The organism is Streptomyces dysideae (assembly GCF_001514305.1).
GTDB lineage: Bacteria > Actinomycetota > Actinomycetes > Streptomycetales > Streptomycetaceae > Streptomyces > Streptomyces dysideae.
The window spans coordinates 303,410-318,524 of sequence record NZ_KQ949077.1; the positions used below are offsets into that span (position 1 = coordinate 303,410).

At 70.3% G+C, this 15,115-nt stretch carries 15 protein-coding genes and 1 pseudogene; 5 read left to right on the forward strand and 11 right to left on the reverse strand.

Translation table 11 applies throughout. From position 1 onward, the window contains the following. Positions 1-94 precede the first annotated feature (94 nt). The 3 genes and pseudogenes from AQJ91_RS07740 to AQJ91_RS07750 all read left to right on the forward strand — a co-directional run bounded on the left by AQJ91_RS07740 (position 95) and on the right by AQJ91_RS07750 (position 3,402). Positions 95-1,207 (forward strand): acyltransferase family protein, encoded by a 1,113-nt coding sequence (locus tag AQJ91_RS07740; protein ID WP_067017760.1) that lies wholly within the window; start codon positions 95-97, stop codon positions 1,205-1,207. A 140-nt stretch (positions 1,208-1,347) separates the two neighbouring features. Then, a pseudogene (locus AQJ91_RS07745) lies at positions 1,348-2,295 on the forward strand (class I SAM-dependent methyltransferase). A gap of 294 nt (positions 2,296-2,589) precedes the next feature. Then, positions 2,590-3,402 (forward strand): sulfotransferase family protein, encoded by an 813-nt coding sequence (locus AQJ91_RS07750; protein WP_079084751.1) that lies wholly within the window; start codon positions 2,590-2,592, stop codon positions 3,400-3,402. 186 nt (positions 3,403-3,588) lie between these two features. Here the strand turns inward: AQJ91_RS07750 and AQJ91_RS07755 are convergent, their stop codons facing one another. From AQJ91_RS07755 to AQJ91_RS07765, 3 genes are read right to left on the reverse strand one after another with little or no spacing between them, the layout of a single operon-like run. Continuing rightward, a complete protein-coding gene (locus tag AQJ91_RS07755) occupies positions 3,589-3,990 on the reverse strand; it encodes a hypothetical protein (protein ID WP_067017764.1) in 402 nt (133 codons plus the stop codon). Continuing rightward, on the reverse strand, positions 3,980-4,342 hold the full coding sequence (locus AQJ91_RS55260) for a glycosyltransferase (RefSeq protein WP_234381878.1): 363 nt from the start codon (positions 4,340-4,342) through the stop codon (positions 3,980-3,982). Before AQJ91_RS55260 ends, AQJ91_RS07755 begins: the two co-directional genes overlap by 11 nt. A 52-nt stretch (positions 4,343-4,394) precedes the next feature. Beyond that, positions 4,395-5,045 carry a TetR/AcrR family transcriptional regulator gene (locus tag AQJ91_RS07765; RefSeq protein ID WP_067017768.1) on the reverse strand — a complete coding sequence of 217 codons (651 nt, stop codon included), beginning with the start codon at positions 5,043-5,045 and terminating at the stop codon, positions 4,395-4,397. Between the two features lie 73 nt (positions 5,046-5,118). On the opposite strand from AQJ91_RS07765, the gene AQJ91_RS07770 reads away from it, so the two are divergent. Continuing rightward, positions 5,119-6,528 (forward strand): FAD-dependent oxidoreductase, encoded by a 1,410-nt coding sequence (locus tag AQJ91_RS07770; RefSeq protein WP_067017770.1) that lies wholly within the window; start codon positions 5,119-5,121, stop codon positions 6,526-6,528. Here the strand turns inward: AQJ91_RS07770 and AQJ91_RS07775 are convergent. Both AQJ91_RS07775 and AQJ91_RS07780 read right to left on the reverse strand, forming a co-directional pair. Beyond that, entirely contained in the window at positions 6,525-7,100 is a 576-nt protein-coding gene (locus tag AQJ91_RS07775; RefSeq protein WP_067018055.1) for a Uma2 family endonuclease, read from the reverse strand. The genes AQJ91_RS07770 and AQJ91_RS07775 overlap by 4 nt on opposite strands. Before the next feature lie 99 nt (positions 7,101-7,199). Next, positions 7,200-8,780 (reverse strand): acyl-CoA mutase large subunit family protein, encoded by a 1,581-nt coding sequence (locus tag AQJ91_RS07780; RefSeq protein WP_067017772.1) that lies wholly within the window; start codon positions 8,778-8,780, stop codon positions 7,200-7,202. Between the two features lie 258 nt (positions 8,781-9,038). Between AQJ91_RS07780 and AQJ91_RS07785 the strand changes: the two genes are divergently transcribed. Beyond that, positions 9,039-9,875 (forward strand): L,D-transpeptidase family protein, encoded by an 837-nt coding sequence (locus tag AQJ91_RS07785; protein WP_234381882.1) that lies wholly within the window; start codon positions 9,039-9,041, stop codon positions 9,873-9,875. A 232-nt stretch (positions 9,876-10,107) separates the two neighbouring features. Here the strand turns inward: AQJ91_RS07785 and AQJ91_RS07790 are convergent, their stop codons facing one another. The 6 genes from AQJ91_RS07790 to AQJ91_RS07815 form a co-directional block, all read right to left on the reverse strand. After that, complete coding sequence (locus AQJ91_RS07790; RefSeq protein ID WP_067017776.1) at positions 10,108-11,097, reverse strand: hypothetical protein; 990 nt, start codon at positions 11,095-11,097, stop codon at positions 10,108-10,110. Then, the gene (locus tag AQJ91_RS07795; protein ID WP_067017778.1) at positions 11,097-11,759 is read right to left on the reverse strand and encodes an RNA polymerase sigma factor; all 663 of its coding nucleotides are present in this window, start codon (positions 11,757-11,759) and stop codon (positions 11,097-11,099) included. Before AQJ91_RS07795 ends, AQJ91_RS07790 begins: the two co-directional genes overlap by 1 nt. A gap of 330 nt (positions 11,760-12,089) precedes the next feature. Then, a complete protein-coding gene (locus AQJ91_RS07800) occupies positions 12,090-12,872 on the reverse strand; it encodes a hypothetical protein (RefSeq protein ID WP_067017780.1) in 783 nt (260 codons plus the stop codon). A 210-nt stretch (positions 12,873-13,082) separates the two neighbouring features. After that, positions 13,083-13,700, reverse strand: coding sequence for an RNA polymerase sigma factor (locus AQJ91_RS07805; protein WP_067017782.1), 618 nt, complete (start codon positions 13,698-13,700; stop codon positions 13,083-13,085). Between the two features lie 120 nt (positions 13,701-13,820). Continuing rightward, positions 13,821-14,678, reverse strand: coding sequence for a hypothetical protein (locus AQJ91_RS07810; protein WP_067017784.1), 858 nt, complete (start codon positions 14,676-14,678; stop codon positions 13,821-13,823). Beyond that, positions 14,675-15,106: a hypothetical protein gene (locus AQJ91_RS07815; RefSeq protein WP_067017785.1), complete on the reverse strand. Its 432-nt coding sequence runs from the start codon at positions 15,104-15,106 to the stop codon at positions 14,675-14,677. Before AQJ91_RS07815 ends, AQJ91_RS07810 begins: the two co-directional genes overlap by 4 nt. Positions 15,107-15,115 lie beyond the last annotated feature (9 nt).

The window sequence follows — 15,115 nt, forward strand, 5'->3', positions numbered from 1 at the left end:
GGTTTGCCGGTCAACGAGGCCCTTCCTGTGGTTCGGACTAGTGTGCTGCGACGGAACCGCAGGACCACCCGTCGAGGGGATTTTCGTGACCAGCATGACCGTCCGCCCGGCCCCCCAGACCACCAGGCGGCCGGAGCCGGCACGGCCACCCCGTCAGGCCCGGCTGCGGGCCTTGGACGGGCTGCGGCTGGTCGCCGCGCTGATGGTGGCGGCGTACCACTACGGCGGCCGCGGCGGCGACGTCACCGAGGCCTGGGGCAGCTCGCCCAAACAGCAGTTCCCCACGCTGCACGAGTACTTCGCCTATGGCTGCCTCGGCGTCCAGGTCTTCTTCGTGATCAGCGGGTTCGTGATCTGCATGAGCGGCTGGGGCCGGCCCCTGAAGTCGTTCTTCGCCTCCCGGGCCTCCCGGCTGCTGCCCGCCTACTGGGTGGCGGTGGTGCTCGTGGCAGCGGTGTTCGCTCTGCCGATGGTGGCCTACAAGGCGGTCTCGCCGAGCGACGCGCTGGTGAACCTGACCATGCTGCAGATGCCGCTCGGCGTGGACCGGGTGCTCGGGGTGTGCTGGACGCTGTGGGCGGAGATCCGCTTCTACGCGCTGTTCGCGCTGTGCGTCGTGCTTCCCGGAGCGAGCCGCCGCCGAGTGATCATGTTCTGCGCGGTCTGGACGCTGGCGGCGGTGATCGCGCAGAACGCGAACATGCCGCTGCTCGACATAGTCCTGATGCCCGAGTACGCCCCCTTCTTCACCGGCGGCGTCGGCCTCTACCTCGTCCACCGCGACCGGCGGGACGCCTACGCGTGGGGCATCGTGGCGGTGAGCTTCCTGATCGGGCAGCACTACGCGGTCCGGAACCTGTGGAACGCTGCGGACCCGAACGCCTTCGCCCACCGCACGTCCTTCGGCATCGTCCTGGTCGTCGCCTTCGGCTTCGTCGCGGTCGGCGCGATCGCGCTGGGCTGGCTGAACTGGGCGAACTGGCGCTGGCTGACGGTGGCGGGGGCGCTGACGTACCCGTTCTACCTGGTGCACGAGCACCTCGGCTGGGCGGTGATCCACGCCCTGCACCGCGGCCTGGGCCTGGCGTCGGCGGAGACCTTCGCCCTGACGATCGGCCTGATGCTCCTGCTGGCATGGCTGCTCCACCGCTTTGTGGAGAAGCCGCTGGCGCCGCGGCTGCGGGCGGTGCTGGCGAAGGCGCGGTAGCGCTCCGCTGGTCGTGCCGCGTGGGGTCGTCCTTCGTGTGCGGCGCCGTCGGGGCTTGTCGCGCCTGGCGAGCCGGGGCTGTTCACTCGACGTTCAACCAGTCGTCGGTTTGGACGGCGCTCAGGGAGCAGGCTCGTGTCATGGCCAACGCACAAGCGACTGACAAGTACCCCGGCGAGCTCGCGGACGTGCCGGGCTGGTTCCCGCCACTCGACCAGGTGCTGTTCACCTGGTTCCTCGACCAGCAGGAGAAGCAGGGAGTGGAGGGCGACCTGCTGGAACTCGGCGCCTACCTGGGCAAGAGCGCGATCCTCCTGGGCCGGCGTCTGCGGGACGGCGAGAGGTTCACCGTGTGCGACCTGTTCGAGAGCGACGCCCCGGACGGGCCCAACCAGGCCGAGACCAACAAGTCGTACGCCTCCCTCACCCGGCAGGCCGTCGAGCGGAACTACCTCTCCTTCCACGGCACCCTGCCGACCGTTATCCAGGCACCCAGTTCGGTGATCGCCAAGGACGTCGCCCCCGGCACCTGCCGCTTCCTCCACATCGACGCCTCGCACCTGTACGAGCACGTGTACGACGACGTAGGACGCGGCCCGGGAGATCCTGCTGCCCGAGGGCGTCGTGGTCCTCGACGACTTCCGCTCCGAGCACACCTCGGGCGTCTCCGTCGCCGCCTGGGAGGCGGTGCTCAACCGGGGCCTGCGCCCGATCTGCCTCAGCACGCTGAAGCTGTACGGCACTTGGGGCGATCCCGAGCCCGTGCAGGAGGCGCTGCTCACCATGCTCCGGCAGCGCACCGACTGCGGGCTGAGCGTGCAGGGGGCCGCGGGACACCGCCTGATCCGCACCCGGTCCAAGGGCATGCAGCCGCCGCCGTTCCCACGCTCACGGCACTATGTGCCACCGACACCCGCGCCGCAGAGTTCCCCGGCACCCCGGCCGCGGACCGCCCACTCCGCCAGTCCCGCTCCCGTGCCCGCCGCATCGCCGTCGATCTGCTCCCCCCAGTCGTCACTCGGGCCATACGCAAGACCCGCACCGACCGCTCTACGGGCCTGCCCGGCGAAACCGGCCCGCGGTCGTGAATCAAGACGACGGCACTGTCACTTGCCTGACCGGCCGCGGAACCTGCGACGACCAACGGCGTCACGCCCATGGGCATCAAGATTCCCATGGAGAATTAAGGAAGGGGTAAAGCTACAGGTCACGGATGGTTTTCAGCCACTTGCCACACACGCGCTCCTCCCGCCTGACACCTGCAGTTCATCCGCAACCCCTGAGATGCGGATCGCACGGCGCGAACGCGAGAGAAAGGTGTCACTGTGCGAGACCCTCGGATTGCTGCGATCGGAAAGGGACTGAAGCGCCGGGGGAGGCTGATGAAGGAGGCTGTGAGTCCCCCGCGCGGTGGCCTGAACGCCGTTCCCTCACCTCGGAGGGCCGAGGACTCCTACACCGCCCCGCCCGCCCCGCGCCTGGTGGAGTCGCCGGTCTTCGTGCTGTCCTCGGTGCGCTCCGGATCGACCTTGCTGCGGATGCTGTTGAACAGCCACAGCCAGATCCGGGCCCCGCACGAGATGCACCTGCGCACTGTGCACGTCCAGCTGTCCCGCGATTTCACCGCGGCCGCCATGCAGGAACTCCAACTCGACAAGGAAGAGCTGGAACACGTGCTGTGGGACCGGGTGCTGCACCTTGAGCTCACTCACAGCGGCAAGGACCTCATCGTCGACAAGACCCCGCCGAACACCCTCATCTGGCCGCGACTGCAACGATGTTGGCCGCAGGCACGCTACATCGTCCTGCTGCGCCACCCGGCCGCGGTCATCACGTCCCTGACCAACCGCCGAACGGATCCCGACCACGAGGCCATCCGCGCCGAAGTGCTCGGCTACTGCGAGAAGCTGGAGGAGGCGAGACGGAACCTCGATGCCCACGTGATCACGTACGAGGAACTGACCGCGGAACCGGAGCGGGTGACCCGCGGCGTCTGCGCGTATCTCGGTGTCCCCTGGGAGCCCGGCATGCTCGATTACGGCGGCAAGGACCACGGCACGCTCCGCCCACAGCTGGGTGACTGGTCCAGCACCATCAGATCCGGCCGCGTCCAGCCCGGCCGCACGGCCGAATCGGGCGTCGAACTTCCGTCGCGCCTGCGGGAGTTGGCTCAAGCATGGGGCTACCCGTTCTGAAGTACCCGATCGGCAGCGTTCCATCGGGCCGAGCTCGGGGTCGACGTCTTCGGGTCGTGGTGGTCCCAGCCGGACAGCGTGGAGCCGCGGCCATGGGCAGGGGACCTTCCGGTCGTGCATACGTCCGGACGCCCCATGCTGCCGTGGCCCCCGGCGACGGGCGACAGGGGCCACGGCGGGGGTGGATCAGGGTGCGTCGGAGATGTCGAGCTTGTTCACCTTGATCCGGGAGGTGTCGAACTCCCAGGCCACGTAGAACCTGCCCGGGGCGTACTCGTCGGCCATGGGGTACGTGTCCCAGCCTTCGCCCGTGGTGTTCTGCTGATCGGGGTCATATTGGTCCCGGGGGCCGTCGGCGAAGAACTTGGCGGCGCTCCAGGCCGCGCCGGGGCGTTTGGTCTTGTAGTTAAGGGCCGGGCGTGTCTCGGTGCTCGTGCCGGTGGTGTAGATGTACAGGTACTGGCCGTGATCAGATACGTGCCAGAGATGGATGGTGCGTCGACAAACCCTTCGGATCGTGAACTCCAGGTGGATCCGAAGGGAAGAGATCTCCTCAGATTTCGAGGAATCTCCCCGCTCAGAAGGCATCCGAGGGAACGTACGTCCCCCAAACCTCCCGCAGCTTCGCGAACCGCCCGATGGCGTTCACCAGATACACCCGGCTGTTCTTCAGTCTCTTCGTCAGCGTCAGCAGCGCTTCGTACGTCTTGTCCTTGGAGGACCGGTCCTCGACGAAGATGAACTCGAAGTCGTCCCGTTCGTTGTTGACCAGGCTGGTCACCGTCTCGGGTACGTACGACTCGATGTTGCAGCAGGGGACGATCACGGACAGTGTCGGGGGGCGGTTGGTCGCGCGACTGGCCCGCTTCGACGACTCCCTGCTCCACAGCGACCGCTGTGAAGGTGCCTGCTCGCCGTCCCTGGTGCGCTGCTGACTCACTTCCTCGGCGACCTGGCCTACACCTGGATCGGCGCCCACAACCGAACCGCGCTCACCTGACCCCGTACCGCGCCTCGATCCCGGCGATCACAAGGACCAGCCCCTCCTCGAAGTGCCGGTCGTAATCAGCGAAGATCTCCGCGCCCACCTGAGCCGACAAGGGATAGTCGGCCATCAGGCGGGCACGTTCGTCCACGTCGTAGCCTTCCCGGCGTTCACCCGCCATGGGCTCGACGCCCTGCTCCTCGGTGACGAAGCCAAGGGTGTAGAAGTACGTCGTCGAGGTCGCGCGGACCGCGTCGGCGAGAGTGAAGCCGGTGGTAACGAAGAGGCGCAGGTTGTCCTCCATCTGCTCGGCGTGCTCGATGCCGGTGAAGCGGGAGCCGCTGAAGACCTTGGCGCCGTCGCGGTAGCCGAGCAGGGCGGTGCGCAGTCCGCGGTTGGCCTTGAGCAGCCGCTCCTGCCAGGTGTCGGCGGGGTCGAGGGGCGTCCCAGCGATCATCCGGCGGTACATCTCGGTCGCCATCTCGTCGAGCAGCGCCTGCTTGTCCTTGAAGTGCCAGTACAGGGCGGGTGCCTTGACGTCCAGTTCCTTGGCGATGGCGCGCAGGGTCAGGCCGTCCAGACCGACCTCGTTCAGCAGCTTGAGGGCGGCGTCCGCGACGCGTGTGCGGTCGAGGGGCGCTCGGCGTTCCGTGCTCACACTTGACAGTTTAACGTCGTTAAGGTCACCCTCGTAGCCGACGACACGTTAACAACGTTAAGGGGATATGGGCATGTCTGTACGCACTGATGTGCTGATCGTCGGCGCGGGCCCGACCGGCCTCGCCCTGGGCGTCGACCTCGCCCGGCGCGGGGTGGACGCGCTGGTCGTGGAGCGGGCCGACGGGCTGTTCCCCGGCTCGCGCGGCAAGGGGATCCAGCCGCGCACGATGGAGGTCTTCGACGACCTGGGCGTCCTCGATGCGATCCAGGCGGCCGGGGGCAGTTACCCGGTCGGGATGGTCTGGCAGGACGGGAAGCGGGCGGGCGAGCACCAGATGTTCGACCCGGCGGAGGTGACAGAGGACTCCCCGCACACCGGGCCGTGGATGGTGCCGCAGTGGAGGACGCAGGAGATCCTTTTCGCGCGGCTGGAGGAACTGGGCGGGACGGTCACGTTCGGCCGCGAGGTCGTGGGACTCACGCAGGACGAGGACGGCGTGACCGTGCACTTCGCGGCGGGGGACGAGATCCGCGCCCGGTACGTGGTCGCCGCCGACGGCGGCCGCTCAGCCGTACGGCGGGCTCTCGGCATCGGCATGACCGGGGAGACGGTCGACCCGAGTTCGATGCTGGTGGCGGACGTGCGGATCGCGGGCCTGGACAGGAACAACTGGCACATCTTCCCGCCACACGAGGAGGGCGACGGCTACCTGGCGATCTGCCCGCTCGCCGGGACGGAGGACTTCCAGGTCGTCGCACAGTTCCCGGAGGGCACGACGGTGGACCTCTCCCTCGACGGCATACGCAAGACCGTCGCCGCCCGCTCCCACCTCGCCCCCGAGGATGTGACCGAGGTGCGCTGGGCCTCGGACTTCCGCCCCCGGGCGGCACTGGCGGACCGTTTCCGCGCGGGCCGGGTCTTCCTGGCCGGAGACGCGGCGCATGTGCACTCGCCGGCCGGGGGCCAAGGCCTGAACACGAGCGTCCAGGACGCCTACAACCTGGGCTGGAAGCTGGGCGCGGTACTGCGAGACGGCGTCGACGCCGGGCTCCTGGACTCCTACGAGGAGGAGCGCCGCCCCATCGCCGCCGACATGCTGGGCGTGTCGACGGGCGTCCACCGCGGTGAGGTCCGGCGCGGGGAGGCGACGCGGCAACTCGGGCTGGGGTACCGGGAGTCGCCGCTCACGGTAGAGACGCGGGCGACGCCGGGGCCGGTGCGGGCGGGGGATCGGGCGCCCGACGGGATGCTGGGTGAGGTACGGCTGTTCGACGCGTTTCGGGGGCCGCACTGGACGCTGGTGGCGGTGGGGGCGGAGGTGCCGTCGGGGGTGGCGGGGGTGGTGCGGGTGGTTCGAGGGGGCGTGCAGGGGGCGTACGGGTCCGGGGTGTTCCTCGTACGGCCGGACGGTTACGTGGGGTGGGCGGGTGGCGGGGCGGCGGGACTGACGAAGTACCTCGCACGGTTCGGCCTGCGTTAGTCGTCGTCGCCGTCGAGAAGCGTGTCGACGGCGAGTTCGAGGGTGACGCCGACAGAGTCGGGCACCGGCACGGTCTGGCCTCGCTTGAAGCGCTTGGGGTCGGGGTATTTGCCGTCAGCCGGGTCCTGGTAGAGGAGGACCTCGTCGTGTTTGCGGTCGGCGATGAGGTAGACGGGGATGCGAGCCCGAGCGTAGATATCGACCTTGGTCGCCGTGTCATTGGTCCAGTTGGAGGAAGTCACCTCCAATACCAGCCGGAAGACGTGCGGCGCGTAGCAGTTCTTCTCGACGAGGGCGTCCTTGTAGTCGGCGTCGACTACAGAGAAGTCCGGTACTGCATAGTCGTCCGGGCCGGTCGGCAACCACAGGCCGATTCCTTGCACGTACCTGAGCCCCAGTGCTCGGGCCCTGACTCTCAAGAACTCCTCAATGAGCCACGTCAGCGTCTCTTGGTGCGGGCCATCAGGCGGCGGTGTCACGACAATGCTCCCGTTGAGGATCTCCACCCGGTGCCCGGGCAGCTCCTCCCAGAGCCGGTCGGCAGCATCAGAAAGCGACGACTCGTGCAGCATCACAGCCACGGCACCCTCCTTTCGGGAACACCCTCCACGAGATTAACCGGGGACGTGCGGTTTCCGCCCCCGATCACTCATTCGAGGGAACCACCCATCTCAGAACGCATCCGACGGAACGTACGTCCCCCAAACCTCCCGCAACGCGTTGCACACCTCGCCCACAGTCGCCCGAGCCCGCAACGCGTCCTTCATCGGGTACAGGACGTTGTCCTCCCCCTCCGCCGCCTTCTTCAGCGCCGCCAGTGCCGAGTCCACCGCCGCCTGGTCCCGCTCGGCCCGCAGCTTCGCCAGCCGTTCCGCCTGCTGGGCCTCGATCGCCGGGTCCACCCGGAGGGGCTCGTACGGTTCCTCCGCGTCCAGCTGGAAGCGGTTGACGCCGACCACGACCCGCTCGCCGGCGTCGGTCTCCTGGGCGATGCGGTACGCGCTGCGTTCGATCTCGCCCTTCTGGAAGCCGTGCTCGATGGCGTTGACCGCGCCGCCCAGCTCCTCGACCTTCGCCATCAGTTCGACGGTGGCGGCCTCGACGTCGTCGGTCATCTTCTCTATGACGTAGGAGCCCGCGAAGGGGTCGACCGTCGCCGTCACGTCCGTCTCGTAGGCGAGGACCTGCTGCGTACGCAGGGCCAGGCGGGCCGACTTGTCCGTCGGCAGCGCGATCGCCTCGTCGAAGGAGTTGGTGTGCAGGGACTGCGTGCCGCCCAGTACCGCCGCCAGGCCCTGGACCGCGACCCGGACCAGGTTCACCTCGGGCTGCTGCGCCGTCAGCTGGACGCCCGCCGTCTGCGTGTGGAACCGCAGCATCAGCGACTTCGGGTTCTTCGCGCCGAACTCGTCCCGCATCACCCGGGCCCAAATGCGCCGCGCCGCACGGAACTTGGCCACCTCTTCGAGGATCGTCGTACGCGCCACGAAGAAGAACGACAGCCGCGGCGCGAAGTCGTCGACATCCATGCCGGCCGCGACCGCCGTGCGCACGTACTCGATGCCGTCCGCCAGCGTGAACGCGATCTCCTGCGCGGGCGACGCCCCCGCCTCGGCCATGTGGTAGCCGGAGATCGAGATCGTGTTCCACTTCGGGATCTCGGCCTTGCAGTACTTGAAGATGTCCGCGATCAGACGGAGGGACGGCTTCGGCGGGAAGATGTACGTGCCCCGCGCGATGTACTCCTTCAGCACGTCGTTCTGGATCGTGCCGGTCAGCTTGTCCGCGCTGACGCCCTGCTCCTCCGCGACCAGTTGGTACAGAAGCAGCAGCAGCGACGCGGGCGCGTTGATCGTCATCGACGTCGACACCTTGTCCAGCGGGATCCCGCCGAACAGCACGCGCATGTCGTCGATCGAGTCGATCGCCACGCCCACCTTGCCGACCTCGCCGTGCGAGATCGGGGCGTCCGAGTCGTGGCCCATCTGCGTGGGCAGGTCGAAGGCGACGGACAGGCCCATCGTGCCGTTGGCGATCAGCTGCTTGTAGCGGGCGTTGGACTCCACCGCCGTACCGAAACCGGCGTACTGGCGCATCGTCCAGGGACGGCCCGTGTACATCGACGGGTACACGCCCCGCGTGAAGGGGTAGCCGCCGGGCTCGCCCAGCTTCTCCGCCGGGTCCCAGCCCGCGAGCGCGTCCGGCCCGTAGACCGGTTCGATGGGCAGTCCGGACTCCGACTCGCGCGCCATGGTGTGTTGCCTCCCACTGAGCAGTTACTCGCCAGTTACTCGCTGGTACAGACCGACCCTTCGACGGACTGTAGCGGTGGGCGTGCACCCGGTGGAGAGGAGCACGCTGGGACCTTGCTCACAGACATGTTGCGGTCCCGGTCACAACAATGCCGCGCCGTTCGCAACCAGTATCCGCGGGGAACATCTCACGTGACACCAGCGCAGTCGCCGGTGGCTGCGGTGAGACGACGGGGGCCGTACATGCGTATGAGGGGCATGAGGAGATCGACCGGCGCGCTCGCCTCGGCCGCGGCGCTCGCCGTGCTGTGCGGCGCGTGCACGGTGCAGCCCGCGGACGGCGAAGGCGGGCAGCAGGCGCCGGTGCGGATCGAGGTGCCGAGCGGTACGCCGTCGCCGGCCCGGACCCCGTCCCGTACGCCCGCGGACGACAAGCCGAAGGCGTCACCGCGCCCGGCCGCGCCCGAGGTCCTCTGGGCGCCCGGCGACACCGGCCGTGACGTCCGTGAGCTCCAGGCGCGGCTGCGGCAGGTCGCCTGGCTCTTCGACGGGCCGACCGGCGAGTACGACGACCTGACCGAACAGGCGGTCAAGGGCTTCCAGGGCAAGCGCGGACTGCCGAAGACGGGGAAGACCGACACCGTCACCTGGCAGCGGCTGCTGAGGATGACGCGGGAGCCGGGCAAGTGGGACCTGTATCTGATGGGCGGACAGCCCGCCGACGAGCCGGACGCCCGGTGTCTGAGCGGCCGGGCGCTGTGCATCAGCAAGTCGAGCCGGACCCTGCGCTGGATGGTCGGCGGACAGACGCTCACGACGGTGCCGGTGCGGTTCGGCTCGGAGTACACGCCCACCCGGGAAGGTGTGTTCCAGATCTACTGGAAGTCCCGGCACCATGTGTCGACGCTCTATGACTCGCCGATGCCGTACGCGATGTTCTTCAGCGGCGGCCAGGCGGTGCACTACTCGTCCGACTTCGCGGTCCAGGGTTACGCCGGGGCCTCGCACGGCTGTGTCAACGTCCGGGACGAGGCGGCGATCGCGGATCTCTTCGCGCAGGTGCGGAACGGTGACAAGGTCGTCGTGCACTGGTGAGACGCGGGGAGTGGGAGTGGGGCGCGGGCGGGACCGGGGGAACGTGTCCCGCCCGCGCCATTGCACGAGCCGTAGGTACGGGGGGAACCCCGGCTCTGTGCGACGGCCGATGACCAGTCGGCTCACTCAGTACTGCGCATCAGCCTGCGAAAACGTCACACTCGCCGCGAAGAATTTTCCGCACGACCCGCTCCGCGGGGTGAAACCGCAGGTCACGGGCTTACGGCGGGGGTCAGGAAGCGTCGTTCTTGCCCTTGCCGCCGCCGTTGCCGTTCCCGCTACCGCCGCTGTTGGCGTTGCCCTGGCCACCGCCGTTGGCGTTCCCGTTGCCGTTGCCGTCCTGGCCCGGGTGGTGGCCTTCGTCGTCGCTGCCCTTGCCGCCCTGGTCGGACTCGCCGCCGCCGGTGTCGCCCTTGCCGTGGTCGCCCTGCCCCGCGGTGCTCGTGCCGGTGTCGGCCAGGACGCCCTTGCAGTACGTCTGCACGCGCGCCGGGCCGCCCGCCGCACCCTCGAGGGCACGTCGGCGGTCGTCGGTGAGCTGCTTGCCGTCGCGGACGTCGCGGCAGGCCGAGGGTGCGCCTTTCCACCGGCCGCCGGACGGGGCCTCCCGGCCCTCGGTGGAGCCGCGGTCGGTGGCCGGGCCGCCGGGTGCCGCCTCCTTGGACGGTGCCCCGCCGGTGCTGCCGTTGGTGTCGCCGTCGGGCGAGGGCACGCCGACGACACCGTTGTCCGGGGAGGGCGAGATCAGCGGGCGCTCCGGTGTCGCCGAGACCGAGGCGCCGGGGCGCGGCTCGTCGTCGTGGAACGGGGTCGGCAGCGCTCCGGTTCCGGCCGCGACCGCGACTCCGCCGATCATGCCGGCGGCCAGCGCGGCGGCGAGTCCGAGGCGCACGGGACGGGCCCAGCGGGGGCGCCGGAAGGCCTGGGCGGGGCCGCCGATGCGGACGAGGCCGACGTCGGACGCCTCGGGGCGGGCGGCGTGACCGAGGGTCGCCGGGGCGTCGTCCCGCTCCGCGCGCGCCGACCGGAAGGCGGCCAACGCGGCGGCCTCACCGGGGAGTTCGGCGCTGATGGGAGCGGGTTCGACGGACAGGGAACCCAGGGTCTTGGCAAGACGTTCGGCCTGGTCGCGGTCGGCCGCGTCCACAGCTTCGAGTGACTCTCCGCTCAGCAAACGCTCCGCTGTTTCGCGGTCCAGCCACCTGTACTGCTCGTCGGCCATCACACATCCTTCTGCGTCCGCGCACGCATATGCGTCACACTGGCGGACGTCACCGCGCGACCGCGCGGTTCTCGCTGGGGAGGCAGGGCGTCGAGCCCGCCGACCGATTCCGGATCGTCGCCGAGCAGCTCGGCGAGCCGTTTCAGACCTCGGTGCGCGGCCGTCCGCACGGCACCGGGCCGCTTGCCCAGCGTCTCGGCGGCGGTCTTGGCGTCCAGGCCCACGACGACGCGCAGGACGACGGCCTCGGCCTGGTCCTGCGGCAGCCGCGCGATGAGGGAGAGGGTGCTGTCGGTGGCCAGGGCCTCCATGGCCTCGCCGGCCGTGTCGGACTCGGCGGCCTGCCCGGTGAGCTCCGTCTCGTCGCCGCCGATGGCGGGGCGGCGGCCACGCATGCGTATGTGGTCCAGCGCGCGGTTGCGGGCTATGCGGGCGGCCCAGCCGCGGAAGCGGTCCGCGTCCCCGCTGAACCTTTCCAGGTCACGGGCGATCTGCAGCCATGCCTCCGACGCCACGTCCTCGGCGTCGGGATCGCCGACCAGCGTCCGTACGTACCCGAGCAACCGCGGGTGCACCGAGCGGTACACAGTCCGGAACGCGGTCTCGTCCCCGTCCTGTGCCGCAAGCACCGCGGCGGTCAGCTCCGCGTCATCCCCCAGCACCTGGTGGTTCCTCAATTGATGGTTGCGGTTTCAATACCGCAGGTGGTTGCGGTGGTCCATACGTCCCCCGCGTCCGGCGCGAAAGGCACGTTACGACCTGAAACCGCTCCCCGTCCATGTCCGTACAACGTGCAACTAACTCGTGACGCGCCGCTGTGACGCGGAGGTGTGACAGAAAACGCAGCGCCGGCGCTGTAGAGAGTACGGGCCGCCGCGCGGCCCGTGCCGCGCGACGGCCGGGGCCTCTCCTGTGGGGGGTGGCGGCCCCGGCCGTTGCCTCGGCGCCACACTCGCGGAGCCTGTCAGGGGTGAACACCGGGGCGCGCGAGGTCAGTTCTTCCGGCCGACGCCATTGTCAGTCTCTCCGGCCTGCCCGCTGCCGCCGCTGTCGGCGTTCCCCGCACCATTGGTCGCGTTCCCTGCGCCCGGCGTCGGGGTGGGCCTGGCCGGCGTACTCGGCGTCGGCCTGCTCGTGGCCTGCGCCCCCGCCAGCTGGTCCGCGCAGAACGGCGCGACCTTCTCCTCGCCGCCCGCGGCCGTGACAAGCCGCTGCCAGGCCGCCGCGTCCAGCGCGTTGCCGCGCTCCTTGACCTGCTCGTAGGCACGGCACTGGGCCTCGGTGTCCTGGGCGGCGTCCGGGCGGTCGGACGGCCCGGAGCCGGACGGCTCGCCGGAGGACGGCGCGGCCGGCTGCTCCGGGGCACTGGTGGCCGGGGCGGTCGGCCGTACCTTGTCGTCGCCGTCGTCGGAGGACGAACCGGCGGAGCCGATCGCCGCGACCGCGACGCCGCCCAGGGCGAGGCTCGCCACGAAGAGGGAGAGCGTGGCCTTCACCGACCGGGCCAGGCCCCGCTGCTCCCGGGGCCGCCAGTCGTCCCGGCGCCGGGCTCGCGCCTGGTGCACGCCGGCCTCCCGGGCGGCCCGGAACGCGGCCACGGCCCGCCGCTCGCCCTCGGCGTCCACACCCTCGACGCGTATCGCGGCGGCGAGCAGCGCCTCCAGCGCGGCGTCGTCCAGCACGCCACGGGCACCGGCGGAGTGGCCGGACGCGGTGCCGCCAGGGCGCACATGCCGACGGCCGGGCATCCCGCCGCCGCTCTGCCGTTCACCCATGTCCGCTTCCCGTCCCTGTCCGACCTGCTTGACTTATGGTGCCTGTGGAGCCTGTGTGACTTGAGTGGCCCATGTGAGCCGTACGGCCGGAAGAGCCCGTACGTCTCATGCGCTCGACCGCCGGCCGGCCGCGAAGGCCGCTCCGGCCCCTCCGGTCGCGGTACGTCGGCGGGCCGCACAACCCGTTCTCCGACCGTTCACCGGCGTCCGTCACTTCGACTCCCCCAGCGTCCGGGGGCCGTCATCCGTCACACCCTCGGCGCCGAGCTGCTTGGCCAGGCGCTTCAGGCCCCGGTACGCGGCGGTGCGCACCGCGCCCGGACGCTTGCCGAGCACGCGGGCGGCGGCGGGGCCGTCGAGGCCGACCACCACCCGCAGCAGGACCGCCTCGGCCTGGTCACGGGGCAGGCCCCGGACCAGTTCCAGGGCGTACTCCGTGGAGAGCGACTCCAGGGCCTGGTCGTGCGTGCTGTGGACGCCGGGCAGCTCCAGGACGTCCTGCTCCAGCGCCGACGAGCGTGGCCGTACCTTCTGGCGGCGCAGATGGTCCAGCGCCCGGTGCCGGGCGATGGTCGCGCTCCAGCCGCGGAAGCCGGCCCCGTCGCCCTTGAACCGGCCCAGGTCCCGGGATATCTCCAGCCAGGCGTCGGACGCCACGTCCTCCGCGTCGTCGCCGACCATGCCGCGCAGATACCCGAGCAGTCCGGGCTGCACCAGCCGGTAGGCGACCGCGAAGGCGGCCTCGTCACCGTCCTGGGCCCGCGCGACGGCCGCGCCCAATTCCCCGTCGTACGCGTGCCCGCGGCGGGGTTCCCCTCCTTGGCCCAAGAACTGTCCTCGTCCGTACCGGTTCGCGGCGAATCCGTACCGTGCGGTGCGGCCGCCCTTTGCCCTCGTTCCCCCACGGTCAACAGCGCCGGGCCTCACAAAAGTGTCACTGGGCATCCATCACCCCACCCCTTCCGGAAGCGCGACCGTCCCCTCGTAGGTCCCCGAGTTACGCTCCGTCACCTCCTGGTCGTAGCGGATCCGCTGCCCCTCGTAGGGGATCAGGAAGGTGCACTTGAAGGTGTGCGCGGTGACGCGGTACGTCGTGGCGTCGAGGACGAAGGACTCCTCGACGCCCGCCACGGTGATCCGGCTCTCGGAGGCACTGACACCGGCCGCGCGCAACTGCTCCAGAGTCGGGGTGAATTCACGCAGGGCCTTCTGTACGACACCCTCGTCCCGTACGCCGGTCAGCGGGGCGGTCGCGGTACGGACGCGCAGCTCGACCCGGCCGTCCGGGCCGTCCGGCTCGCTGAGGGTGATCTCGTCGCCGTATCCCCGGAACGCGTCGAGCGCGGCGAGGGGGTCCTCCACCTTGTCCGCGAACTCCGGGTCGGAGAGCGGGCCTTGCTTCCAGGCGGCGGTGCCCTCCTTGACGTACGCCGTCCCGTCGACGACGTAGATCTCCTCGGGCTTGGCCCCACTCCTGCCGCGGCTCGCGCCGGTGGAGCGCAGCGCCCACGGGTCGCCGGTGGTCCGGTGCACGGTGGCCGTGTAGGTCGCGGCGTTCTCCTGCCCTCGCAGGACCAGGCCCTCACGCCCCTTCACCTCGAACGTCCAGCCCTGCTCCGCGGCCATCGCCGCCTCGGCCCGGGCGAGGAACTCGGCGACCGTCCGGGGCTTCGCGGGAGCGGCCTGCGGGCTCTGGGAATCGGGCTGCCCGGACTCGACGGGCTTCCCCTCGTCCGTCGAGCCCGAGCAGCCGGTCAGCACCGCGGCGACGAGGAACGCGGCCGCGGCGCCTCGGAGGTCTCTCATGCCACCACTCTCCGCGCCCGCCCGTGCAGGGTCAGATAGAAGGTCTGCAGCGAGTCCTCGGTGCCACCCGTGGCGAAGCGGTTGTGGACCTTGCCGAGCGGGTTCCAGACCCGCCCGTCCGGCATGCGCACCCCGGCCGTCTGACCGAAGTAGGCGCGCTGATCGGCGTCGAAGTCCACCCACACGGCGCCCGCGCGGCGCACGAGCACCTCACCGACGTAGGCCCCGAGCCCGACCAGCGGACCGCGGGCCCGCTCCGGATCGGCCCCGCCCTTGCGCAGCCCGTCGATCAGGAAGTCGACGACCCGCAGGCTGGCAACGGAGTAGTCCAGCGGGAGCCGGTTGCGGGTGACACGGGCGACAAAGGCCGCCGCGTGCGCCCGCATGTCGCGTGCGGCGGACGGCACGCGTTCCTCCGCGGTGGCCATGGGACCCCA